At 72.3% G+C, this 20,101-nt stretch carries 19 protein-coding genes; 8 read left to right on the plus strand and 11 right to left on the minus strand.

The window, feature by feature from the left end; all coding sequences use genetic code 11:
• Positions 1 to 50 precede the first annotated feature (50 nt).
• Positions 51 to 1,340 (plus strand): MFS transporter, encoded by a 1,290-nt coding sequence (locus tag ACIA73_RS03785; RefSeq protein ID WP_399436613.1) that lies wholly within the window; start codon positions 51 to 53, stop codon positions 1,338 to 1,340.
• A gap of 56 nt (positions 1,341 to 1,396) precedes the next feature.
• Here ACIA73_RS03785 and ACIA73_RS03790 read toward each other — a convergent pair whose 3' ends face one another.
• The 3 genes from ACIA73_RS03790 to rho form a co-directional block, all read right to left on the minus strand.
• On the minus strand, positions 1,397 to 2,569 hold the full coding sequence (locus ACIA73_RS03790) for a hypothetical protein (protein WP_399436614.1): 1,173 nt from the start codon (positions 2,567 to 2,569) through the stop codon (positions 1,397 to 1,399).
• A 246-nt stretch (positions 2,570 to 2,815) separates the two neighbouring features.
• A complete protein-coding gene (locus ACIA73_RS03795) occupies positions 2,816 to 4,996 on the minus strand; it encodes a hypothetical protein (protein WP_399436615.1) in 2,181 nt (726 codons plus the stop codon).
• 94 nt (positions 4,997 to 5,090) lie between these two features.
• On the minus strand, positions 5,091 to 6,269 hold the full coding sequence (gene rho / locus ACIA73_RS03800) for a transcription termination factor Rho (RefSeq protein WP_399436616.1): 1,179 nt from the start codon (positions 6,267 to 6,269) through the stop codon (positions 5,091 to 5,093).
• Between the two features lie 470 nt (positions 6,270 to 6,739).
• Between rho and ACIA73_RS03805 the strand changes: the two genes are divergently transcribed.
• A complete protein-coding gene (locus ACIA73_RS03805) occupies positions 6,740 to 7,489 on the plus strand; it encodes a class I SAM-dependent methyltransferase (protein ID WP_399436617.1) in 750 nt (249 codons plus the stop codon).
• A gap of 43 nt (positions 7,490 to 7,532) precedes the next feature.
• On the opposite strand, the gene ACIA73_RS03810 is transcribed toward ACIA73_RS03805, so the two are convergent.
• Positions 7,533 to 8,219, minus strand: coding sequence for a TetR/AcrR family transcriptional regulator (locus ACIA73_RS03810; RefSeq protein WP_399436618.1), 687 nt, complete (start codon positions 8,217 to 8,219; stop codon positions 7,533 to 7,535).
• 164 nt (positions 8,220 to 8,383) lie between these two features.
• On the opposite strand from ACIA73_RS03810, the gene ACIA73_RS03815 reads away from it, so the two are divergent.
• The 5 genes from ACIA73_RS03815 (at position 8,384) to ACIA73_RS03835 (ending at position 12,201) form a co-directional block, all read left to right on the plus strand.
• Positions 8,384 to 9,415, plus strand: a complete 1,032-nt coding sequence (locus ACIA73_RS03815; RefSeq protein WP_399436619.1) for a medium chain dehydrogenase/reductase family protein — start codon at positions 8,384 to 8,386, stop codon at positions 9,413 to 9,415.
• A 136-nt stretch (positions 9,416 to 9,551) separates the two neighbouring features.
• The gene (locus ACIA73_RS03820; RefSeq protein ID WP_399436620.1) at positions 9,552 to 10,235 is read left to right on the plus strand and encodes an SRPBCC family protein; all 684 of its coding nucleotides are present in this window, start codon (positions 9,552 to 9,554) and stop codon (positions 10,233 to 10,235) included.
• 10 nt (positions 10,236 to 10,245) lie between these two features.
• Entirely contained in the window at positions 10,246 to 10,830 is a 585-nt protein-coding gene (locus ACIA73_RS03825) for a TIGR03086 family metal-binding protein (RefSeq protein WP_399436621.1), read from the plus strand.
• Between the two features lie 161 nt (positions 10,831 to 10,991).
• Positions 10,992 to 11,414 (plus strand): hypothetical protein, encoded by a 423-nt coding sequence (locus tag ACIA73_RS03830; protein WP_399436622.1) that lies wholly within the window; start codon positions 10,992 to 10,994, stop codon positions 11,412 to 11,414.
• A 220-nt stretch (positions 11,415 to 11,634) separates the two neighbouring features.
• A complete protein-coding gene (locus ACIA73_RS03835) occupies positions 11,635 to 12,201 on the plus strand; it encodes a hypothetical protein (protein ID WP_399436623.1) in 567 nt (188 codons plus the stop codon).
• A 120-nt stretch (positions 12,202 to 12,321) separates the two neighbouring features.
• On the opposite strand, the gene ACIA73_RS03840 is transcribed toward ACIA73_RS03835, so the two are convergent.
• The 6 genes from ACIA73_RS03840 to ACIA73_RS03865 all read right to left on the minus strand — a co-directional run bounded on the left by ACIA73_RS03840 (position 12,322) and on the right by ACIA73_RS03865 (position 18,359).
• Entirely contained in the window at positions 12,322 to 13,245 is a 924-nt protein-coding gene (locus tag ACIA73_RS03840; protein WP_399436624.1) for a RimK family alpha-L-glutamate ligase, read from the minus strand.
• 68 nt (positions 13,246 to 13,313) lie between these two features.
• Complete coding sequence (gene dmpG, locus ACIA73_RS03845) at positions 13,314 to 14,342, minus strand: 4-hydroxy-2-oxovalerate aldolase (RefSeq protein ID WP_399436625.1); 1,029 nt, start codon at positions 14,340 to 14,342, stop codon at positions 13,314 to 13,316.
• Complete coding sequence (locus tag ACIA73_RS03850) at positions 14,339 to 15,265, minus strand: acetaldehyde dehydrogenase (acetylating) (protein WP_399436769.1); 927 nt, start codon at positions 15,263 to 15,265, stop codon at positions 14,339 to 14,341. Before ACIA73_RS03850 ends, dmpG begins: the two co-directional genes overlap by 4 nt.
• A gap of 152 nt (positions 15,266 to 15,417) precedes the next feature.
• Positions 15,418 to 16,182 (minus strand): polysaccharide deacetylase family protein, encoded by a 765-nt coding sequence (locus tag ACIA73_RS03855; protein ID WP_399436626.1) that lies wholly within the window; start codon positions 16,180 to 16,182, stop codon positions 15,418 to 15,420.
• Between the two features lie 240 nt (positions 16,183 to 16,422).
• On the minus strand, positions 16,423 to 16,800 hold the full coding sequence (gvpJ, locus tag ACIA73_RS03860) for a gas vesicle protein GvpJ (protein WP_399436627.1): 378 nt from the start codon (positions 16,798 to 16,800) through the stop codon (positions 16,423 to 16,425).
• 80 nt (positions 16,801 to 16,880) lie between these two features.
• Positions 16,881 to 18,359, minus strand: a complete 1,479-nt coding sequence (locus ACIA73_RS03865) for a tetratricopeptide repeat protein (protein WP_399436628.1) — start codon at positions 18,357 to 18,359, stop codon at positions 16,881 to 16,883.
• 242 nt (positions 18,360 to 18,601) lie between these two features.
• On the opposite strand from ACIA73_RS03865, the gene ACIA73_RS03870 reads away from it, so the two are divergent.
• Positions 18,602 to 19,603, plus strand: coding sequence for a DMT family transporter (locus ACIA73_RS03870; protein ID WP_399436629.1), 1,002 nt, complete (start codon positions 18,602 to 18,604; stop codon positions 19,601 to 19,603).
• Between the two features lie 7 nt (positions 19,604 to 19,610).
• Here the strand turns inward: ACIA73_RS03870 and ACIA73_RS03875 are convergent, their stop codons facing one another.
• Positions 19,611 to 20,090 carry an SRPBCC family protein gene (locus ACIA73_RS03875; protein ID WP_399436630.1) on the minus strand — a complete coding sequence of 160 codons (480 nt, stop codon included), beginning with the start codon at positions 20,088 to 20,090 and terminating at the stop codon, positions 19,611 to 19,613.
• Between the last annotated feature and the right edge of the window lie 11 nt (positions 20,091 to 20,101).

Consider the following 20,101-nt stretch of genomic DNA (forward strand, 5'->3'; position numbering starts at 1 on the left):
CATCTCCCACCCGCCTGCACCTCCGCATCTCCCACCCGAAGGAGCCCCTCATGTCACTGGCTGCACGCACCCGCACCACCGACGTCACCCGCACCACCGACATCACCCGCACCGCTCCGACCACCCACGACCCTGCCCCGGCCACACCCGGCCCTGCCTCGCCCCCACCCCAAGTCCCCGTCGGCTGGCTCGCGTTGCTCGCCACGCCGGTGGCGGCGAGCGCCAACAGTCCGGTGCTGATCCTGCCCGAGATGGCGTCGGCGCTCGGGGTCGGTACCGCCACTGCCACCTGGCTCGTCACCGCGTTCGCCTGGGCGATGGCCATTGGTACCCCGCTGATGGCCGGGCTGCTGCGCCGCCGCGGTATCGGCAGCACGCTTCGGCTGAGCACGGCTCTGATCGTCGCCGGCACCGTCGTCGTCGCCCTCGCGCCCTGGCTGCCGCTCGCCATGACGGGGCGGGTCGCTCAAGCGGCGGGCGGCGCGGGTCTGATCACCGTGGCGATGAACCTGGCAGGCTCGATCCGCAGGATGGGCGTGATCACGGCGGGCTTCGGAACCCTGGGAGCCGTCGGCCCCCTGCTCGGCTCACTGCTCGCGGAAGCGGCCTCCTGGCGGGTGTCCCTCGCCGTCGGAGTCCTCGCCCTGCTCGCCATTCCGGCCGTGGTACGACGCGCCGACCTGTCCGTGCCGCCCCACAGTGCCACCCCCTTCGACGGTCGGGGTGCCGCACTGCTGGTCCTGGTCGCCACCGCGCTGGTCCTCATACCGCGCCACCCGCTGCCCGCGGTGGCCGCCGCCCTCGTCACCGCCGCCCTGCTGGCCCTGCACATCCGCACCCGGCCCGACGGCTTCGTCCCCGCGGCGCTGCTGCGCACCCGGGAGTTCGTCCGCCACGCCCTGCTGGCCTGCGCCCTGGCGACCTCGTACTTCACCCTGCTGTTCACCGTGCCGCAGTTGCTCCGCGATCGCACCGACTGGTCCACCGCCACCATCGGCACCGGTCAGCTGATCGCCCTGCTCATCGGCTCCGCACTCGCCATGGCCCTGGCCGCGGCCGCCGCTCGCCTCGGCCGCCGCCGGGTCCTGGTCCTCCTGCTCACGGCCGGCACCCTGGCCCCGCTGATTGCCGCACTGTCCCCCTGGCCGCCGCTGCTCCTGCTGGTCGCCACCCTCGCCGTCTTCGCGACGAGCGGCGGCCTGGCCACCCTCTCGGTGTACGGAACCGGGGCCGCCCCGAGCGCCCAACGCCCCACCGCCATCGGCCTGTTCAACCTCTGCTACCAACTGGGCGGCGCCTTCGGCCCGGCCGTCGCGGCCCTGCTCACCCTGACGGCCTGAGAGCCGGGGAGTCCGAAGATGCCCGCGTCCTACTGCCCCTACTGCCCGTGCGGCCCCTACTGCCCCTGCGGTCCCTGCCCCGGGTCCCGGAACCGCCCGAACATCTTCGTGAACGCGGTCAGCGGCGACCCGTCACCCTTGGCCGCGCCCGACACGGGCGGCCGGGGCACACCGTCACCGCCGTGCACCTCCGCCAGCGCCGCATGGGCCGCCTCCGCCGCCTCCCGGTACCGGTCGCGGGAGACGGTCATCGCGTCGAGCGCCTCGGCGTACCTGGTGACCATGATCCGCGCGTGGGCCAGCTCCTCGTCCGGCGTGAGCAGATGCCAGCCCCCGCGCAGCCGGGCCAGCGCCTTCTCGGCGTCGGCCGACAGGATCTGCGGCAGCGCCGCGAACTCCTTGATCCTGTCGAGGAGTTCGGTCGGGGTCGACCCGTCCAGGAAGACACTGCGCACCGTGAACTGTTCCGCGTCCGCGTCCCGGCCCCACATCTCCGTGGGCACCACGACACCGCCGCCGCGCGGCAGCCGCACCTTCAGCTCCCGCTTCAGCGCGAAGTCCGCGATCTGCGCCTGTTCGGGCGTGGCCCGGTGCTCGACCACCCGATGCCGCAGACTCGGCGGCAGGAAAGCCGACGCGGGCCGCTGCCCCAGCGCGTCCGGCGTCATCGCCTCGTGCACCACCACATGCAGGAACCAGCTCTGCCGGGCGCACTCCCGCAGCCGCCGGCGCAGCTCGTCGTCGTCCTTCGGCAGCTGGTTGGCCGTCCGCAGCCGAACCCCCTCCACCACGTCCTGGTCCCAGGCGACCCGGTCACTGTCCGGCCAGAACATCAGCGCCGGCGAGGGCCAGTACCCGTCCCACACCTGTTCCGCCTCCGCGGCCAGCACCCAGTCGACACCGTCGCCGTCCTTGCCCTTGCGGCGGCTCTCGCCGTCGTACGTCGTCAACTGCGCACGCACCGTGACATCGCCGCCCACCCGCCACCGCGCCTCGAAGACACGACGGGCCGCCGGGCCGGGGTCTGCGGACTCGTCCCGCGGATGCAGGGGGGTGGAGCGCGCGGCCTCGACGGGATCGAGATCCAGGAAGTCGTCGAGCACACCCGCCGCCTTCAGGGCGATCAGGTTGCGGCGTACGTCCTGCTCGGGCTCGGGCCCCACATGGCGCCCGCGAGCCAGCCACGCGGTGTCGGGGACGGGGGTCGGGGTGCTGATTTCTTTCGCCATGGGGTCGATCTACGAGGGGGCGGGGGCCCGACCAGTATGCGCCGTACAGCTGGGAAGGGAAGCAGCAGGTACGGGCGGGGGCGCGGCGACGCCGGCCGCGCGGCACGGAACAGCAGCACCACGGCGGCGCCGGTCCGGCGCCGCCGCGAGTGAACCGGAAGCTGAGGGCGAGGAAAGCGGAAGGACTACAGGAAGGAGTGTGAGAAGGAAGCCCTTCCATGGCCTCGCCGCCGCCCACGCTAACAGTCAGTCGGGGATCACGTCGCGCAGATTCTGCGGCGTGACGATCCGGGAGTCCGGGTGCAGGCCCTCCGGGCGTGCCAGGCCGATGTAGGTGACGGGCCCGTCGGGTGCGGGCCGGCCGTCCTTCCCGTCCCACAGCGTCACCGTCGTGTCCGTGCCGGTCATCAGATCGGTGAGGTGGCGGACCGTCAGGTACTCCCGCTCGACGATGCCCCGCAGCAGCGTCGCGACCGAGACGCGATTGTCCTCGACCCGGTTCGCCGACGGGGTCCCCGCGAGATACAGATGCAGCCACCTGGCCCGCCACCGCCCGTCGTCCCCGCGCAGGAACGCCAACGGCAACGCCACCCGGCCCGGCCCGCGCAGCTCGGACTTCATCCGCACCGTACGGGCCTCGAACGGCATCCCGCGCTGCTCCGTCTCCCGCAGCATGAACCCGAAGAACGACTCCTCCACCGCCTCGAACCCCTCGCCCGAGAAGACGTTGACCTGCGGGACGACGAAGGCGCCGCGCACCGCACCCAGCCGGATGTTGATGAACTCCGAAGCGCCCTCGGGTGCTTCGGTGAGGTCGCCGGAGTGCTCGCCGTCGAGGTTGGAGAGCTCGGTGTACGACAGCCAGGACACCGTCCGGTAGCCGGCGTCCAGCATCAGCGCCGACAGGTCGAAGTCCGTCATGTGGGCGGTCTGCTTCCAGTACACGAAGAAGCGCAGCAGCTCTCCGTCGACCGGGACCGTGGAGCCGCGCGGCAGCACCCCGAAACCGCCCGTGGTCGCCCTGCCGCTGAGTGGCAGAGCCACATCGAGCACCTCGGGGTCGATCAGCAGCCGCCCGGGTGCGGGCAGCCGGCGGCGCAGCTCCGCGTCGAGCACACCGGTCAGCCGCTCGCGTTCCGGCGTGGGTACCGGCGCCCGCTCGTCAGGGGCGACCCAGGCGCGGCCGGCCCGGTTGACGAAGACCCGCCGCTCGCCGCTCTCCGCGGCGCGGTTGTGCAGATGCTCGCGGACGGACAGCAGGACCCGCCCGGACACCGACGGGGCGACCCGCTCGGCGATCGCCGCGACACCGTCCCGCTCGCCCTGGCCACGGGCCGTGCGCAGCAGCCGGTCCAGCGAGCGGAACAGCTTGCCGGGCGCCGCCGCGAGCAGCTCGGCAGCCCCCAGCACATCGGCGCTGTCGAGGAGTTCCTCGACCCGGCTCTCGAAGGACGGGGCCGGCCGCTCGCGCCGGGCGACGGCGAACACCTCACCGGCGTGCGGCCAGCGCGGGTACTCGTGCGGGTGCAGCCGCTCGCCGAGACGCTTGAAGGGCTCGCGGTACGGGAGGACATCGGCGAGCTTGGCGGGAGACGCGGCCACCACGGCGTCCAGCCCGGCGAGCAGCGCACGCCGCACCGGCCGCGACATCGCCGAGAACCGGGTCGGCTGCTGGAGGCCCACATCGCCTTCGGACAGGGCGCAGGCCAGCCGGAGTACGTCGGTGACCGTGTCCAGCAGGAGTTCCCGGCCGGCGCCGAGGCGGGCACGGTTGACCACGGCCCGGTTCTCCCGCACCGGAATCTCCCCGGGCTGCGGCCCGTGCACCTGGTCCTCGGCGAGCACCCGCAGATCGCGCAGCCCCTCGTCCCCCAGCGGCGTACCGCTGCCCGCCAGCGCCAGATACAGCGCGGAGACCTCCTCGGCGAGGCCGTCGCCCAGGTGCAGCACGGTCGTCCGGTCGCCCGCGGCCTCGGTCAACTCCTCGTGCACGGCGAGCAGCTCGGCGTAGGTGTGCTGGTAGTGGCCGTACAGCGGGAGCGTGAGCAGGTCCACCACCCCGCTTCGCAGCTGATCGAGGGTGGCCTCGCGGGTGGCGTCGTCGGCGAGCGCCCCGGCGACGCACTCCCGCCAGAAGTCGAAGGTGTCGGGCACCTGGTGCGGGAAGCGGAGGAAGTAGGCGTTGTGCCGCACATGGTCGCCGGCCATCCCGCGGACAATCTCCAGCGTACGCACGGCCAGCGCGGTGACCGTCGTCGCGGCCAGCTCGGACAGCCACTCCAGCAGCGGCCCCGACAGCTTGAACCCCACCGACATCAGCGCGACGTCCAACTGCCGCGCCACCACGCCGCCTTCACCCGGAGGGTCGGCGGGAACGGGGACCCGGAGGGTGTGCCTGACGACCACGGATTCGAGGCTGTGTTCCATTTTGGCATGGTTCCAGAGGCGCGGGTGCGGACGCACGTGGGTTTGGGGCGCCGCCCGGCCGGGGTTCGCGGGTGCGGGTCCGGGAGCCCGGTTCTCAGGCGGCGGGGACCGTGGAGTGGACCTGACGCAGGAAGGACGCGTTGTCGGGGGAGTGCCGCATCTTGGCCAGTACGGCCTCCAGGGTGGCCTGCCCGTCGCGGGAGGCCAGGGCCCGGCGCAGACTGCGTACGACCGCCAACTCGGCGGCGGGGACGAGGAGTTCCTCACGGCGGGTGCCGGAAGGGGTGATGTCGACGGCGGGGAAGACCCGCTGGCCGGCGAGCGTGCGGTCCAGCCGCAGCTCCATGTTGCCGGTGCCCTTCAGCTCCTCGAAGTAGAAGTCGTCGGCGCGCGAACCCGTGTCGACGAGGGCGGTGGCCAGGATGGTCAGGGAACCCGCCTCCTCGGTGAGCCGGGCCGCACCGAACACCCGCTTGGGCTCCTGCAGCGCGGACGCGTCGACGCCGCCGCTGAGGGTACGGCCGCCGGACGAGGCGGCGTTGTTGTGCGCCCGGCACAGCCGGGTCAGCGAATCGAGCAGGATCACCACGTCACGGCCCTCCTCGACCAGGCGCTTGGCGCGTTCCACGGCGAGGTCGGCGAGCGCGATGTGCGCCTTGGCGGGCTGGTCGAAGGTCGAGGCGTACACATCGCCGCGCACACTGCGGCGCATGTCGGTGACCTCCTCGGGCCGTTCGTCCAGGAGCACCACCATCAGATGGGCCTCGGGGTGGTTGGCGGCGACCGAGGCGGCGAGCTGCTGGAGCAGCATGGTCTTGCCGGTCTTGGGCGGCGCGACGATCAGCCCGCGCTGTCCCTTGCCGACGGGGGCGACCAGATCGACGACGCGCGGGCCGAGCCCGCCCGCCGCGCTCTCCAGGTGCAGCCGCTCGCGCGGGTGCAGCGGGGTGAGGTCGCGGAAGTGGGGCCGGCGCCGCGCCGCGTCCGCCGGGTCGCCGTTGACGAGGTCGACCCGGGCGAGCGTGTGCGGCTTGCCGCAGACGCCGTGCACCAAGTCGCCCTTGCGCAGACCGAGTCGGCGGATGAGTGAGGCGGGCACCTGGACGTCGTGCGGCGTGGGCGCGAGGTCCGTACCGCGGAGGAAGCCGTGGCCCCCTCCGGCGAGATCGAGGACGCCCGCGGCCGGGACCGCCGGGGTGGCGGGCGCGGCCGCGGACGTCGTGGTGGACGTGGTGGACGTGGTCGTCCGTGGGTTTTCGAGTGTGGTGGTCATGAGGACCAGTCCTTTCGAGGACGTTCGTGGAAACGATGGGAGAAGAGGGGGGTTCGGCGAAACGGCGGGCGCGAAGGCCTCGCGGGGCGGACAGGAGAAGTCCGCGGCCGAGGGAAATGCCCGGGAGGGTGCGGAGGTCCGCGACGGGACCGCACCGACAGTCGGGCGGGAAAGCCGCAGTGGCGAGAGCCGTTGCGGGAGAAGCGATGCTCCGGAGACGAAGCGGCACGATCTTCGGAACCCGGGGATCGGAAATCCAGGCATCGGAACACGGACCAGGAGGTCAGAACTCAGAACCGGAATGCCGATCGAAGAAACGATCGTGAGGAGAAACGAACCTCCGGAGAGGAAACCAGCACCGGCGCCACAGAAGGGGCGTACACAGGAGCTGGACGCAATGTACCACGAGCGAGCGGGTGCCGGCACCGGGTCTTCCGGCCCCACATCCTCCGCGGCCTATGCTGAGCGCGATGTACGACTCCCAGGGCCCCACCTTCCGCGAGCTCGCCGTGCAGGCGATGTCCTCCGTCGAGCACGGATACGACCTGCTCGCGCCGAAGTTCGACCACTCGCCCTTCCGCACCCCGGGCACGATCCTCGACCCCGTGACGCGGGCCCTGGAACGCCTCGGCCCCTACGGCAACGGACTCGACCTGTGCTGCGGCACCGGCGCGGGGGAGCAGGTGCTCCAACAGGTGTGCCGCGAGCGGGTGGTGGGGGTGGACATCAGCGCCGGGATGCTCGACGTGGCCCGCCGCCGCACGCCGGGCCGGGTACCGGCATCCTCCGGGGCGGCGGACCCCGTGCCCGCGCACTGGGTGCGCGGCGACGCCCTCGCCCTGCCCTTCGGCCCGGTCTTCGACCTGGTGGTGAGCTTCGGTGCCTTCGGACACTTCCTGCCCGCCCTGCGACCGGCCCTCTTCGCCCAGGTCCGGGCGGTACTGCGCCCCGGTGGCCGGTTCGCCTTCCCGCTGCCGGCCCCGGCCCGGCCGGGCTCGCCCGCCCACCTCGCGATGCTCGGCTTCGACACCGTGATGCGGGTGCGCAACACGCTGTGGCGGCCCCCGTTCGTCATGTATTACCGGGGCTTCCGGCTCGCCGACATCACGGCCGAACTGTCCACCGCGGGCTTCGCCGTCGAGACGTACGCCCTGGAGGAACTCGGCCGGCGGGCGGACGGCACCCCACGCTGCCGCATGCTGGTGGCGACCTGCCGCTGAGCGGTGCCGGTCCGCGGGCGCTGCGTGTGCCCGCCCCCGGCCGTCACCTCGAAGGGGTCGGCCGCTCGCCCACGAGGTCGTCGATCTCCGCCGCGTAGAGCTGCGCCGGGTCGAAGCCCATGCCGGCGAAGTGGCCCGCGAGTTCGAGGGACAGGACGCCGTGCAGGCGTGTCCAGAGGGACAGTGCGCGGTGGAGGACCTCGGGCGGGGCGGGGTGGTCCTGCGCCCACTGCCGGTGTTCTTCGAGGTGGGTGGCGAACGAGGTGGTGGGGCGATTGTTCGTGACGGCACGCTTGCCGGTGCGCGCCGCGTCACAGACGTCAAGCAGTGTCTTCATGACCTCGGAGGAGATCGCGGTCGTGTCCTCGGGTGCGTGGTAGCCGGGCACGGGGGTGCCGAAGATCAGCAGATAGCGCTGGGGGTCGTCCAGGGCCCATTGCCGCAGGGCGAGGGCGAGTGCGGCCGGATCGGCTCCCGCGTCGGCGGTGTTTCGCAAGGTGTCGGCGAGGCTGCGGTAGGCCTCCCTGATCAGCTCGGTGATCAGGTCGTCGCGGCTGGCGAAGTACCGGTAGAGGGCGGGTCCGCTCATGCCCAGCTGCTTGGCGATCGCGTTGAGGGAGAGCGCGGACGCACCGGCCGCAGCGATCTGCTCGCGGGCCCGTTCCTTGATCTCGGTGCGTACCTGGGCGCGGTAGCGCTCGCGCGGAGTCTTCGTGCCGGCATCCGTCACGGCGGTCACCTGCCTCTTTCCGTACCTGTGCAGCTGTACGTATACAGCTTCAAGAATTAGTTAGAGGCTATCACTCGAACTCTTGACGAGGTGCTCTCGCAACCGTTAGAACTTATAACGAACACGAGAGCACATCACCGGATGGGGCTCGCAGGGAGGTCGTCATGCACACCGAGGAACTCGTCGAGATCGTTCTGCCGGGCGAGGTCGAGCCGGAAGGGCTGCTGGTACGGCACGGAGCCGTCCCCACCGCCGGGCCGGGACAGGTGCTGATCAGGATGGAGGCGACCGGAGTCTCCTTCGCCGAACAGCAGATGCGCCGCGGCCGGTACTACGACCAGCCGGCGTTCCCTTTCGTACCCGGTTACGACGTGGTCGGCGTCGTCCAGGAGACCGGCGAGGGCGTGGCAACGGGCCTGACCGGCACCCGGGTGGCGGCACTCGTCAAGGTGGGCGGCTGGGCCAGCCATGTACTGGTCGACGCCGCGGACACGGTCGCGGTACCGGAGGGGGTGGGTGCGGCGGAGGCGGAGACCCTGGTGGTCAACGGCGTCACCGCCTGGCAGATGCTGCACCGCAAGGCACGGGTCCGTACCGGACAGACGATCCTGGTGCACGGAGCCAACGGCGGCGTCGGCACGGTTTTGGTCCAACTCGCCCGTGCCGCAGGGGTGAAGGTCATCGGCACCGCGTCCGCCCGGCACCACGACGCCCTCCGCGAGCGGGGCGTCGTCCCCGTCGACTACCGCACCGAGGACATCCCCGCCCGGGTCCGTGAACTCGCACCCGGCGGTGTCGACGCCGTCTTCGACCACGTCGGCGGCCGGAGCGTGATCGACTCCTGGCACCTCCTCGCACCCGGCGGCACCCTCGTCTCGTACGGCAGTGCCTCCACCCGCGACGACCGCGGCTCCAAGCAGCTGCCTGTGCTCAAGATCCTCGGGCGGGTGTGGTGGTGGAACACGGCCCCCAACGGCCGGCGGGCGTACTTCTTCAATGTCTGGGCCGGCCGCTCGCTGGCCAAGAACCGCTTCCGCAGCCGGCTGCGCACCGACCTCACCCAGGTCTTCGCCGCCCTCCAACGCGGCGACCTCACCCCCAAGATCGCCGACCGCCTCCCGCTCACCCGCATCGCCGACGCCATGCGCCTGGCCGAGTCCGGCACGGTCGCCGGGAAGGTCGTACTCCACCCGTAATCGCGTCCGCGCCCCATCCGCGCCCCATCCGCGCCGTACGCGCGCCCACGCCCCACCCGCGCACCCCGGTGACCGGCACCGACGCCCGGCACCCGCACCTCATCCCCTTGCCCATGCCCCTGTGAGAGGAACTCCCATGTCCCGCACCCGAACCACCGCCCTCGCCGTCACCCTCGCGGTCGCCACCCTCCTCACCGCCCCGAGCGCCACCGCCGCCTCCGTCGGGACGACCACGTCCACCGGCACGACCACGTCCACCGGGGCCACCCACCCCCACCCCCACACCCCGCCCACCTGCCGCGGCGAGGGCGTCGACCCCGACGCCCGTATCCGCTACGCGTCAGAGATCGTGATCAAGGCGCCGCTCGACACCGTCTTCAAGCTCCAGACCGATGTGGAGCGCTGGCCCTCCTGGCAGCCGCCGGTCAAGACCATGGAGCGCCTCGACTCCGGCCGCCTGCGCAAGGGGTCGCAGTTCCGCTGGACCACGCCCGCGCCCCCGACCCCCACCACACCCGCCACCACCATGGAGATCACCTCCACCGTCCGCCAACTCCAGCGCGGCAGCTGCATCCTGTGGAGCGGGCCCGCCGTCGGCGAGGGCGCGCGCATCGACGAGGGCGTACACCTGTGGACCTTCCACAAGGTCAGGGGCGGCGTCCGCGTCCGCACGGTGGAGACCTGGACCGGTGACCAGGTCGAATCCCTGCCGAACGCGACCGAACTGCTCGGCCAGGGCCTCGAATCCTGGCTGCACGACCTGAAGACCACCGCCGAGGCCCTGGCCGCTCACCGGCCCGTTGTCAGTGCCCCCCGCTAGCCTCTTCGACATGACGACTCAACTCACAGAAGACCCTCGCCCGTTACTCGCCAGGGCGCTCGACCAAGCCGGGAAGCTGGTCGCGGCGGCCACTCCCGATGAGCTGAGCGGGCCCACTGCCTGTACCGCGTTCGACGTGCGCGCGCTGCTCGGGCACCTGGTCTCCGTGCTCCACAAGCTCGCCCTGGTCGGCACCGGGGGCGATGCGCGCGACGTACCCGATGTGACCGAAGGCGTGGCCGATGACGGCTGGGCGAGTTCCTTCGCCCAGGCCCGCGGCGAGGTGGACCGGGTGTGGGCCGACGACGAGAAGCTCGACCGCATGACCGAGCTTCCGTGGGCCACCCTGCCCGGCCGGGGCGTTCTCGACGCCTTCACCCACGAGTTGACGGCCCATTCCTGGGACCTCGCCCACGCCACCGGGCGGCTCGGCGCACTCGACCCCGAGCTGTCCACGCGGGCGCTGGAGGCCTACGCGAGGTTCCTGCCGCCGGAGGCCCGCGACGAGAAGGGCCCGTTCGGCCCGGTCGTGCCGGCGCCCGAGGGTGCCGACGTCCACACGCGGCTGGCCGCCTACCTGGGGCGCCGGGCGTAGCGGGCCGCGCCTCGGGCGCAAGCTCTGCTTGCCTCTGCTTACCCCGGAGGTAATTGAGGCCCCCACCTGCCGCTGCCTACCTTTCAGGAGTGGACAACAGCCCTGCTGACGGGCCGTCTCCGCATCAGGGCAACTCCTTGACGTACGAGAGGACTACGACAGTGGCATCGACGCAGTACCCCCAGGTGGTCTCTCCCTCGCAGGCGACGGCAGCCGACGGTCTCGCCCGGCTGACACTCAAGCTGGACGCGGCGGTCACCGGCCTCAACGGCCTCGCCTATCTGGGCCTCGCCACGGTCCTCGACTCCTTCTTCGGGGTCGCGGCGGCGGTCCAGTACCCGGTCGGGGCGTTCCTGCTCCTCTACGCACTGGGAGTGCTGGTCGTCGGGACGCGCAAGGAGATCAGCCGCGCGGCACTGACGGCGGTGATCGCGGCGAACCTGCTGTGGGTGGCGCTCAGCCTGGTGGTCGCGGTCTTTGGCGCGCTCTCCCCGACCGGGGTGGGCACCGGCTGGATCGTGTTGCAGGCGCTGGCGGTCGGCGGATTCGCCGGACTCCAGTACGCCGGGCTCAAGCGACTGTGAACGCGTAGGAACCGGCCGCCGTGTACCCGGCGCCCGAAGCGGACTTCACGACATGATCACTGCCATGTCACGAAGCTGTCCTGAGGATGATCAAGGTGCAACCGAGGCAACCGCACCGCCCGTCCGACAGGACAGAACGGCACACGGGCGAGCAGCAGTCCAGCTCGTGTGCCCACCGCACGCTCCCCACGAGCGACAGCCCCACACAGAGGACACCAGCATGCGCACTCGCAAGATTTCTGCACTGACCCTCACCGCAGTGGCCCTGGGCCTCTCGCTCACGGCCTGCGGCAACGGTGCCGGTGACAAGGGGGCCTCGTCCGCGGGCTCCGCGAGCAGTTCGTCGGCGTCCGCGAGTACGCCGTCGTCCGACACAGCGGAGGGCAAGTCGGCCGGTACGCCCGACAAGTCCCACACGTCGGCCAAGAAGTGCACCGACCGGATCAACTACGCGGGTGACTCGCGTTCCAACGCCGAGATCAACTCGATCGGCGCGGACACCGGTACCTGCCCGCCGGTCCAGAACAAGAAGGCGCCGTCGGACACCAAGTGCACGGACCAGCTCGACTACGCCGGTGACTCGCGTTCCAACGCCGAGATCAACTCCATCGGTGCGGACGCCGGCAAGTGCCCGACGCCGCAGAAGGCCGGCGCGGGATCGGGTACGCCGAAGGACCCCGCCAAGAAGTGCACGGACCAGGTGAACTACGCGGGTGACTCGCGTTCCAACGCCGAGATCAACTCCATCGGTGCGGACACCGGCACCTGCCCGCCGGTCAAGAAGTGACCAGCCGGCCCTGAACCACCCCCGAGTCCGCCCAACTCCTCGCCGAGGTGCGCCGGGCCGCCGCTCCGCTCTCGCCTTCGCTGCGCCCGCCGCCGTGGCGGCGACCCCGCCCTGACAACCTCAGCGCCCGCCCCCGCCCCCACCGGCACCGAACGGCGTCAGCCTGGCGAGTACCGCGTCCGCGAACCGCTCCACGGAACCGGGGCTGTGGCTCAGGAAGAGGTCGGGGGAGATCAGCTCCAGCTCCATCACCAGCGGGGCGCCGTCCGGACCGAGGACGAGGTCGACGCGGGCGGAGAGCAGCGCGCCGTCCGGGGCGAACGCCTTGAGGGCGGCCCTGGCCACGGCGAAATCGTCGTTGGTGGGCCGGTAGGGGCGCGGGTCGGGATGGGCGGGGCGGCAGGCGTCGTACGGCACGCCCGGTGCGAGCACCGGGCCCTTGACGATGGCGTGGTCGAAGGAGCCGCCGATCCAGATCAGGGCACGCTCGCCGAGCGTGTCGACGGAGGTGAGATAGGGCTGGACCATCGCGGGCATGCCGCGCTCGTAGAGGTGAGTGAGATGGGCGCGGGCGGCCGCGAGATCGCCGGGCCCGTAGCGGGCGGTGTCGCGGGCACCGCCCGAGGTGACGGGTTTGACGACGAACTCCCCTTCGGGGAAGGCCGGTTCGTCGCCGACGGCGAGGAAGCGGGTGGGGACGACGGCCACCCCCGCGTCGGCCAGCCGCTGGAGGTAGCGCTTGTCGAGGACCTGGCGCATCACGGCGGGCGGATTGAGTACCCGGGTCCGCTCCGAGAGGTCGTCCACCCAGCGCAGCAGCTTGTCCGGGTGGAAGATGAACAGGTCCCAGGGGGAGCGCAGCACCACCAGGTCGAAGTCGGCCCAGTCGGGGCCGTCGTGCCAGGACACGATCCGCGCGTCGACGCCGCGCCGGGCGAGAGCGTCACGTACCGCCGGAGTGTCCGCGTCCTGCCAGCCGTAGTCCGCCAGGTTGCCTGAGGTCACCAGCGCCACGGTGGGAGTGCCCTTGCCGCTTTCGTGCATGCTTTCTTGCATGGAGGTGTGCCCGGCCTTTCACGTGGGGGAGGGGGGAAGTGCGGTGTGTACGGGGGCTACCGGCCGGCGGGAACCGGGGCGCCCCGCCGGGCGAGTTCGGCGACGACATCGACGATGAGGTCCTCCTGCCCGGCGACGGCCTGGCGCCGCCCGAGCTCGAAGAAGACGTCCCGGGGATCGACGCCCGCCTCGGAGGCCCGGGCGAAGACATGGTGCTGGAACGCGGCGCAGGCCCCCGCCAGCCCGCTGACCACCCCGAGCGAGTCCGGGAACGGCGCTGCGGGCACGAAGGTGCGCCCCGCGAACTCGGCGGCGTCCAGCAGCGCGTAGAGGTCGACGCCGGTGGCGAAGCCGGTGCGTTCCAGCACCGGGACGAGCACTTCGAGCTGGGTGTTGCCCGCGCCCGCGCCGAATCCCCGCGCACAGGCGTCGATGATGCCCGCACCGGCCTGGGCGGCGGCGACCGAGTTGGCGACGGCCATCTGGAGGTTGTTGTGCCCGTGGAAGATCACCGGGACGTCCACGGCTTCGGTGAGGGCGGTGATCCGGGCGGTGACGTCGGTGGGGAGGTAGTGCCCGGCGGAGTCCATGATGCCGACCGCCTGGGCGCCGTACGCGACCGCTCGTGCGGCGTGCTCGGCGAGCTGTCCTGGGGTGGCCATGTGGCTCATCACCAGTACGCAGTGCGCCTCGGCGCCCAGCTCGCGAGTGGCGGAGAGGTGGCGTTCGGCGAGGGTGGTCTCGGTGCAGTGCACACCGATACGGATGACGTCGGTGCCGTGCGCGACGGCGGTGCGCAGGTCGTCGGTGGTGCCCCAGCCGGGCATCATGAACGCCGCCATCCGGCTGTGCGGCAAGGCTTCGCGGACCGTCGACAGCATCTCCCGGTCGCTCAGCGCGGCCTTGCCCGCCTGCAACGAGGAGGCGCCCAGGCCCAGTCCGTGCCCGACCTCGACGACCGGGACGCGGGCCGCGTCGGCCGCCTCGGCGTACCCGCGCAGCGCGGGGGCGTCGAGTTGGTGACGTACCGCGTGCTGACCGTCCCGCAGGGTCGCGTCATGGACGACCACCGTGTTCGTCGTCATGCGTGTGCCTCCTGTCCGGCGGCGGCACACCGCACCGCGTGCTGTTCGGCGACCAGGACGGCGGCCGAGCCGATGAGGTCCAGGTTCCCCGCGTACGGCGGCAGTACGTCGCTGACCGCCGCCACCTCCACACACACCACCAGCCGGTCCCCGGTCACCGTGCACGCGCTCACCCGGTAGCCGGGCGCGAACTCCCGCACCCGGGCGGCGGCTTCCTCGATCACCGGACGGACCGCCTCCGTGGTGGCCCCGGGGACGATCGCGTGGACCGCGGTGCGGAAGGTGGCCGAGGGCACCGCGGGACTGATGTTGAGGATCGCCTTGACGTCCCGCACGCCGGAGAATTCGGTGAGGGCGTGCTGGGTGGTGGCGACGTACTCGTCCAGGTTCAGCCGGGTCGCCCGGCCGGCGATGTCGCTGGCGACGGTGGACACCACCTCGACGTACTCCAGCCGGAACCGCGCCGCGAGCGCGTGGACGACCGGCACCGAGGCCTGCCCGCCGCAGCTGACCAGGCTCACGTTGCGCGCCGATGCCGCGTCGGTGCCGGTCACGCTCGGCACCACGAACCGCCCCACCCTGCTCGGCGTCAGATCGACCAGCAGGACCCCCGAGGGTTCCAGCAGCCGCCAGTGTGCGAGGTGCGACATCGCGTTCGTCGCGTCGAACACGACCGCGAACCGGTCCGCTTGCGCCAGCACCGCGTCGATCCCGCCCGCACTCGTCGGACACCCCAGCCGCGCGGCGTACGCCAGACCCTCGGAGTCCGGATCGCGCCCCGCCACCAGCCCACAGGTCAGCACCTGCGAACGGTCGATCTTGCCGACCAGGTCCCGGCCGATCGCCCCGGTCCCGATCACCGCCACCTCAGCGGGGGCGGCCCGCCCCGGATACGGCACGGAGATTTCGTCAACAGCGGTGATGGCACTCACTCCTCACGCACACGGGCGGCTGCCCGGGCCGGGCCCCGGTCCCCGGCTCCGGCACCTGTCTACCGGGTCCCGGCAGACGCCCCCGGCCCCGGAGCCGAGTTGACCGCACCGTCCACCCCATCGGCGCAACCCGTGAGCACGGCTCAGCGCACCGGGAACCCGAAGGAGTAGCCCTTCGCCCTGAGTTGGGGGACGAGTTGACGCAGGGCCTCGACGGTCTGGGTGCGGTCGCCGCCCGCGTCGTGGAAGAGCAGGGTCGGCCCGTTCGGCAGTTCCCGCTCGACCGTGGCGACGATGGAGGGGGTACCCGGACGCTCGAAGTCCTTGGTGTCCACGTTCCAGCCCAGCGGGCGCATCCCCCGGTCGGCGGCGAGCTTGCGGCTGTACGGGGTGAAGGCCCCGCCCGGCGCCCGGTAGTACATCGACGGCACACCGCCGGAGGCCTCGGTGATCATGCGTTCGGCGTCGAGGATCTGCTGCGACTGGTAGGCCTCGGACTTCTTGTCCATGGCGGTGTCGTGCGACACGGTGTGGTTGCACAGCCGGTGCCCGCCCGCGACCACCTTCCGCACGAGGTCCGGGTACGCCTTCGCCTGCGTCCCCACCATGCAGAAGGTGGCCTTCACGCCGTACTCCCGCAACAGGTCCAGCACTTGAGGGGTCCACGCCGGGTCGGGCCCGTCGTCGATGGTGAGGTTGACGCCGCGGGCCCCCGCGTCGGAGGCGTGCGCGATGGTCACCGCGACCGGCTTGACGGCACTGACCGGCGCCTTCGCCTTCGGCGGCGCACTGGTCCCGGTACCGGCCTGCGCGGTCCACATCGAGGCGCCGGTCGCGCACAGCATCACCCCGAGCGCCGCCCCGATGACCTTGCCGTGCCAGCCCCGCCCACTCTCGTGCCGTGCCATGTTCCGCCTCATTCCGCGCTGTTCCTCGCCGGTCCCCGACGACCTTGCAACCAGCTGTCAGGACGAGGCGCGGGGGCAGGTGGATGCGCCCGTTACAGATCACGCACATATTCGGGAGCGTTCGCGGACAACTCACGGCAGGCGCAGGCTCGGAGAGCGTGGGTACGGGGCGGCTCGCGGTGACGCCCGCGGGGCCGGTCAGCCAGGGCCGGTCGGCGCGTGCTGGTCAGCGCGTGCCGGTCAGCGCCGGGGCCGCGGGCTCTCGATGCTTTCGCGGACCTGCCCGAGCACGTCGGAGAGCCCCTTGGCGGCGCCCAGCGCGGCGCTCTCCTTCTTGTCGGGGGCGCCGGTCGTGCCCTTGAGGAGGTCGGGCAGTCCCGGTGACCGCCGCGGCCCGGACTCCAGGTCGAGGCGGTTGCACGCCTCGGCGAACCGCAGATACGTATCCACACTGGCGACGACGATCCGGATGTCGATCTTCAGGATCTCGATGCCGACCAGCGACACCCGGATGAACGCGTCGATCACCAGTCCCCGGTCCAGAATCAGTTCCAGTACGTCGTAGAGGCCGCTGGTGCCACCGCCCCCACCCTGCTGCCGGGATATCGCCGTCGACATGACCCGTCCTCCTGCTCCTCGTCGCGGGCCCGCCACCCTCCGGGGCCCGCAGCCGTGCGCCCGGGCCCACCGCCCCGCCGTCACACCAACCGTGTGCCCGCACCTGGCGCGTTCACGTCCCTGCCGGCCCCCCTTCCGCCGCCTTCCTTCGCCTGGAGACGCGCCCGGTGGCGGGCGGTCGCGGCTTCGGCATGATGTCCCAACCGGTCGGCCAGCCGCGCCTGGGCCAGCCAGTTGTACGGGCACGACGGGCGCAGCGCGATTCGCTCGCTGAGCAGGGCGCGCGCCACCTCGTCGCGGCCGCAGCGCAGCGCCGCCTCCAGCAGGGTCTTCTGCACGGCGTCCCGCTGGGCGTGGCTGCCGCCGAACTCGGCGAGTCGGTGCCGCAGCGGGAGCAGCAGGTCGACCGCCGCCCGGTCGCGGGCGGTGCCGTAGGCCACCAGCGCCTCGCACACCGGGACGCCGATGCGGGCGGTCATGGCGTGGTTGGACAGCGTCGAGGGCGCCGTACCGTAAGAGTCCTCGACGGACGCGAGCCAGCGGCGCCGGTCCGCGATCAGTTCCTCGGCGTCCTTGATACGGCCCGCCCCCACGTACGCCATCACGATGTGCACGTCGTTGAACGCGTAGTGCGCGCCGTCCGCCCGCCCCGCCCAGTCCCGCGCGAGGCGTTCCCAGCGCGCGGAGACGTCCTGGCCCGCGAGGTGCAGCCGCCACAACAGGGCGGAGGCGTCTAGGAGTTGCATGGCGAGGGGTTCGGCGTCCGGCGGGTGGACGGCACTGTCGTAGACGTCCAGGACGCGTGCGGTGTCGCCCGCCTCCAGTGCGAACAGCGCGTAGTGCCACCAGTTGTGCACGGTGAGGAAGTTGCCGCTCGCCCAGTGGGCGGTACGGGCGTCCAGGAAGCGGAGGCCGTCGCCGAACCGCCCCCGCATCTCGAAGCTGTGCGCCACCCCGTGCACCCCCCAGACGTCGCGGGGGTTGCGGTCCAGCGCGTCCAGGCCCGCCTCCTGCGCCTGCTCGTAGTGGCCCGACTCCTCAAGCCCGAAGGCGTACATCCCCCGCAGCGGCCCGTAATGCGGATCCTCCTGGTCCCAGGCGCTCAGCGCCCCGCCGATCCGGTCGCGCAGCCGCCCCGCGTCACCCGTCAGGAAGTCCAGCTGATGGCCTGCCAGCAGGGCCAGCGCATCGCGGGGCCAGCCGACCGACAGCTCGTCGAGGAGCCGGGCCGCTCCGTGCAGATCGCCGTCGAGGCAGGCCCCGGCGGCGGCCAGATGCAGCCGCTCCCTGGGCGTGATCCGCGTTTCGTCGAGCGCGCCGCGAAAGCGGGCGAAGGGGGCGCGGGCCGCCGCCGTGTCCCGCTCCTCGGTGCCCAGCACCGCCAGATAGGCGTGCAGCGCGTGTCCCAGTGGGGCGTCGGGCGACACGCGCAGTACGTCCGCGGCCCGGTCGACCACTTCCGGGCGGAAGAACAGGAGTGCGTCCAGCGCGTCCTCGTAGTGCTGGACGCCGTCGCGGCCGGTGCCGCTCATGGTGAGTTGGTGCCGGTCCACTGTCATGAGGAGCTCCCAAAGGGGCCTGGGGGAGGCGCGGTCGAGCCGGGCCGGGCGGATGGTCGGGGGGAGTCTGCCCGGGGCGGGGCGGCTCCATGACGCTGCCGGGGTGCGGGCGGGGCCGGGGCGGCTGTGACGATGCCCGGGGGCGGGGCGGGGCGCGTGCCCCCGCGAGGGTGAGACGTAGGCTCTCAGGCCCGGAACCACCCACCTCAGGACCGCAACCACCCACCCGAAGGTCGTACGCAATGCCCACCGCCACAGCCCCCTGGCTGCTGCTCGCCGTCTTCTCCGGCGCTCTGATATCCCTGCAGTCCCGGATCACCGGGGCCCTCGCGGCGGGGCTCGGGGGTGACGGCTTCGCGGCCGCCACGATCTCCTTCGGCTCAGGTCTCCTCGTCCTGGCGATCGGGCTGGTCGTGGCGCGCGGGGCACGCCGGGGAGTCGGTCGGGTGGTCGCGGACGTACGTGCGCGGCGGCTGCGCCGGTGGCAGGTGCTCGGCGGGTTCGGCGGGGCGGCGTTCGTGCTCACCCAGGGGCTGACCGTCGGAGTGCTCGGGGTGGCCCTGTTCAGCGTGGCGATCGTCGCGGGGCAGGTCGCGGGCGGGCTGCTCTTCGACCGTATGGGGCTCGGCCCGGCGGGCCCCCAACGGCCCACCCGGCGAAGGGTCCTGGGCGCGGTGCTGGTGCTGGCGGCCGTCGGTCTCTCGATGGCGGACAAGCTCGGCGGCGGCCTGCCGTACGCGGCGCTCGCACTGCCGCTGATCGCGGGCGTGTGCGTCAGCTGGCAGCAGGCGGTCAACGGGCATGTGCGCAACGCCTCGGGTTCCGCGTACACGGGTACGTTCTTCAACTTCGCCGCCGGCACCGGCGCGCTGGTCGCGATCCTGGTCCTGCACACCGTCTTCGTGGGGCTGCCGGACCGGCTGCCCACCGAGCCGTACCTCTACCTCGGCGGTCTGGTCGGGATCGTGTTCATCTCCATCGCCGTCGCCACCGTCCAGAAGCTCGGCGTGCTCCTGCTCGGACTGTGCACCATCACCGGCCAGCTCGCCGGATCCCTGGCCCTCGACCTGCTCCTGCCGCACGGCGGCGCCGAGGTCACACCGGCGACTGTCGCGGGCATCGCACTGGCCCTGGCGGCCGTCACCATCGCCGCCCTCTCCGGCAGCACCCCCAGCAGGATCGTCACCCGGGGTGCCGCGGCGGACGCCCCCGCACCGCAGGAGAGCCACCGCAAGCTCTCCTGACGGGCGGCTAGCCGGTCGTGGACCGATCCATCCGCCGGGCGAGCTCGGCCAGCCGGTACTTCTGGGCCTTCGCCGCCTGGCCGATGACCAGCGCCCGCAGCGGCCGGGGGAAGGCGACCCATATCGCCTCGCTCACCCGTGTTCCCGCGCCGTCCGGGACCAGCGTGACCGTCGACGTCAACCGCACCCGGCCCGGGCTTCGGACCTCGCTGACGATCCGGCGGCCCGGCTCGGGGAACGTCATCGTCACCCGGATCGGATTGTCCCAGCGCAGCGGCCCCAGCCGGAACCGCTCGACCGCGACGTACCGCACCGCGTCCCGCGCCACCGCGACGTCCCGCCCCACTTCCCGCGCCACCTCGACGTCCCGCACCGCGACCACCAGCGGAGACAGGCCGACGTAACTCTCCGGCCGCGCCAAGTGCGTGAACACGTCCTCCGTCGGCCGGGCCACCGTGACGGACCGGGCGAACTCCTGGGTGGGCATGGGCACATCAT

Source organism: Streptomyces sp. NPDC051561, assembly GCF_044454195.1.
In the GTDB taxonomy this organism is placed as follows: Bacteria; Actinomycetota; Actinomycetes; order Streptomycetales; family Streptomycetaceae; genus Streptomyces.

What these genes read in the sequence shown, in the direction of transcription:
- ACIA73_RS03785 (WP_399436613.1), top strand. Translation starts at nt 51, where the DNA reads ATGTCACTGGCTGCACGCACCCGCACCACCGACGTCACCCGCACCACC.
- ACIA73_RS03790 (WP_399436614.1), bottom strand. Translation starts at nt 2,569, where the DNA reads ATGGCGAAAGAAATCAGCACCCCGACCCCCGTCCCCGACACCGCGTGG.
- ACIA73_RS03795 (WP_399436615.1), bottom strand. Translation starts at nt 4,996, where the DNA reads ATGGAACACAGCCTCGAATCCGTGGTCGTCAGGCACACCCTCCGGGTC.
- rho (WP_399436616.1), bottom strand. Translation starts at nt 6,269, where the DNA reads ATGACCACCACACTCGAAAACCCACGGACGACCACGTCCACCACGTCC.
- ACIA73_RS03805 (WP_399436617.1), top strand. Translation starts at nt 6,740, where the DNA reads ATGTACGACTCCCAGGGCCCCACCTTCCGCGAGCTCGCCGTGCAGGCG.
- ACIA73_RS03815 (WP_399436619.1), top strand. Translation starts at nt 8,384, where the DNA reads ATGCACACCGAGGAACTCGTCGAGATCGTTCTGCCGGGCGAGGTCGAG.
- ACIA73_RS03820 (WP_399436620.1), top strand. Translation starts at nt 9,552, where the DNA reads ATGTCCCGCACCCGAACCACCGCCCTCGCCGTCACCCTCGCGGTCGCC.
- ACIA73_RS03825 (WP_399436621.1), top strand. Translation starts at nt 10,246, where the DNA reads ATGACGACTCAACTCACAGAAGACCCTCGCCCGTTACTCGCCAGGGCG.
- ACIA73_RS03835 (WP_399436623.1), top strand. Translation starts at nt 11,635, where the DNA reads ATGCGCACTCGCAAGATTTCTGCACTGACCCTCACCGCAGTGGCCCTG.
- ACIA73_RS03840 (WP_399436624.1), bottom strand. Translation starts at nt 13,245, where the DNA reads ATGCACGAAAGCGGCAAGGGCACTCCCACCGTGGCGCTGGTGACCTCA.
- dmpG (WP_399436625.1), bottom strand. Translation starts at nt 14,342, where the DNA reads ATGACGACGAACACGGTGGTCGTCCATGACGCGACCCTGCGGGACGGT.
- ACIA73_RS03855 (WP_399436626.1), bottom strand. Translation starts at nt 16,182, where the DNA reads ATGGCACGGCACGAGAGTGGGCGGGGCTGGCACGGCAAGGTCATCGGG.
- gvpJ (WP_399436627.1), bottom strand. Translation starts at nt 16,800, where the DNA reads ATGTCGACGGCGATATCCCGGCAGCAGGGTGGGGGCGGTGGCACCAGC.
- ACIA73_RS03865 (WP_399436628.1), bottom strand. Translation starts at nt 18,359, where the DNA reads ATGACAGTGGACCGGCACCAACTCACCATGAGCGGCACCGGCCGCGAC.
- ACIA73_RS03870 (WP_399436629.1), top strand. Translation starts at nt 18,602, where the DNA reads ATGCCCACCGCCACAGCCCCCTGGCTGCTGCTCGCCGTCTTCTCCGGC.
- ACIA73_RS03875 (WP_399436630.1), bottom strand. Translation starts at nt 20,090, where the DNA reads ATGCCCACCCAGGAGTTCGCCCGGTCCGTCACGGTGGCCCGGCCGACG.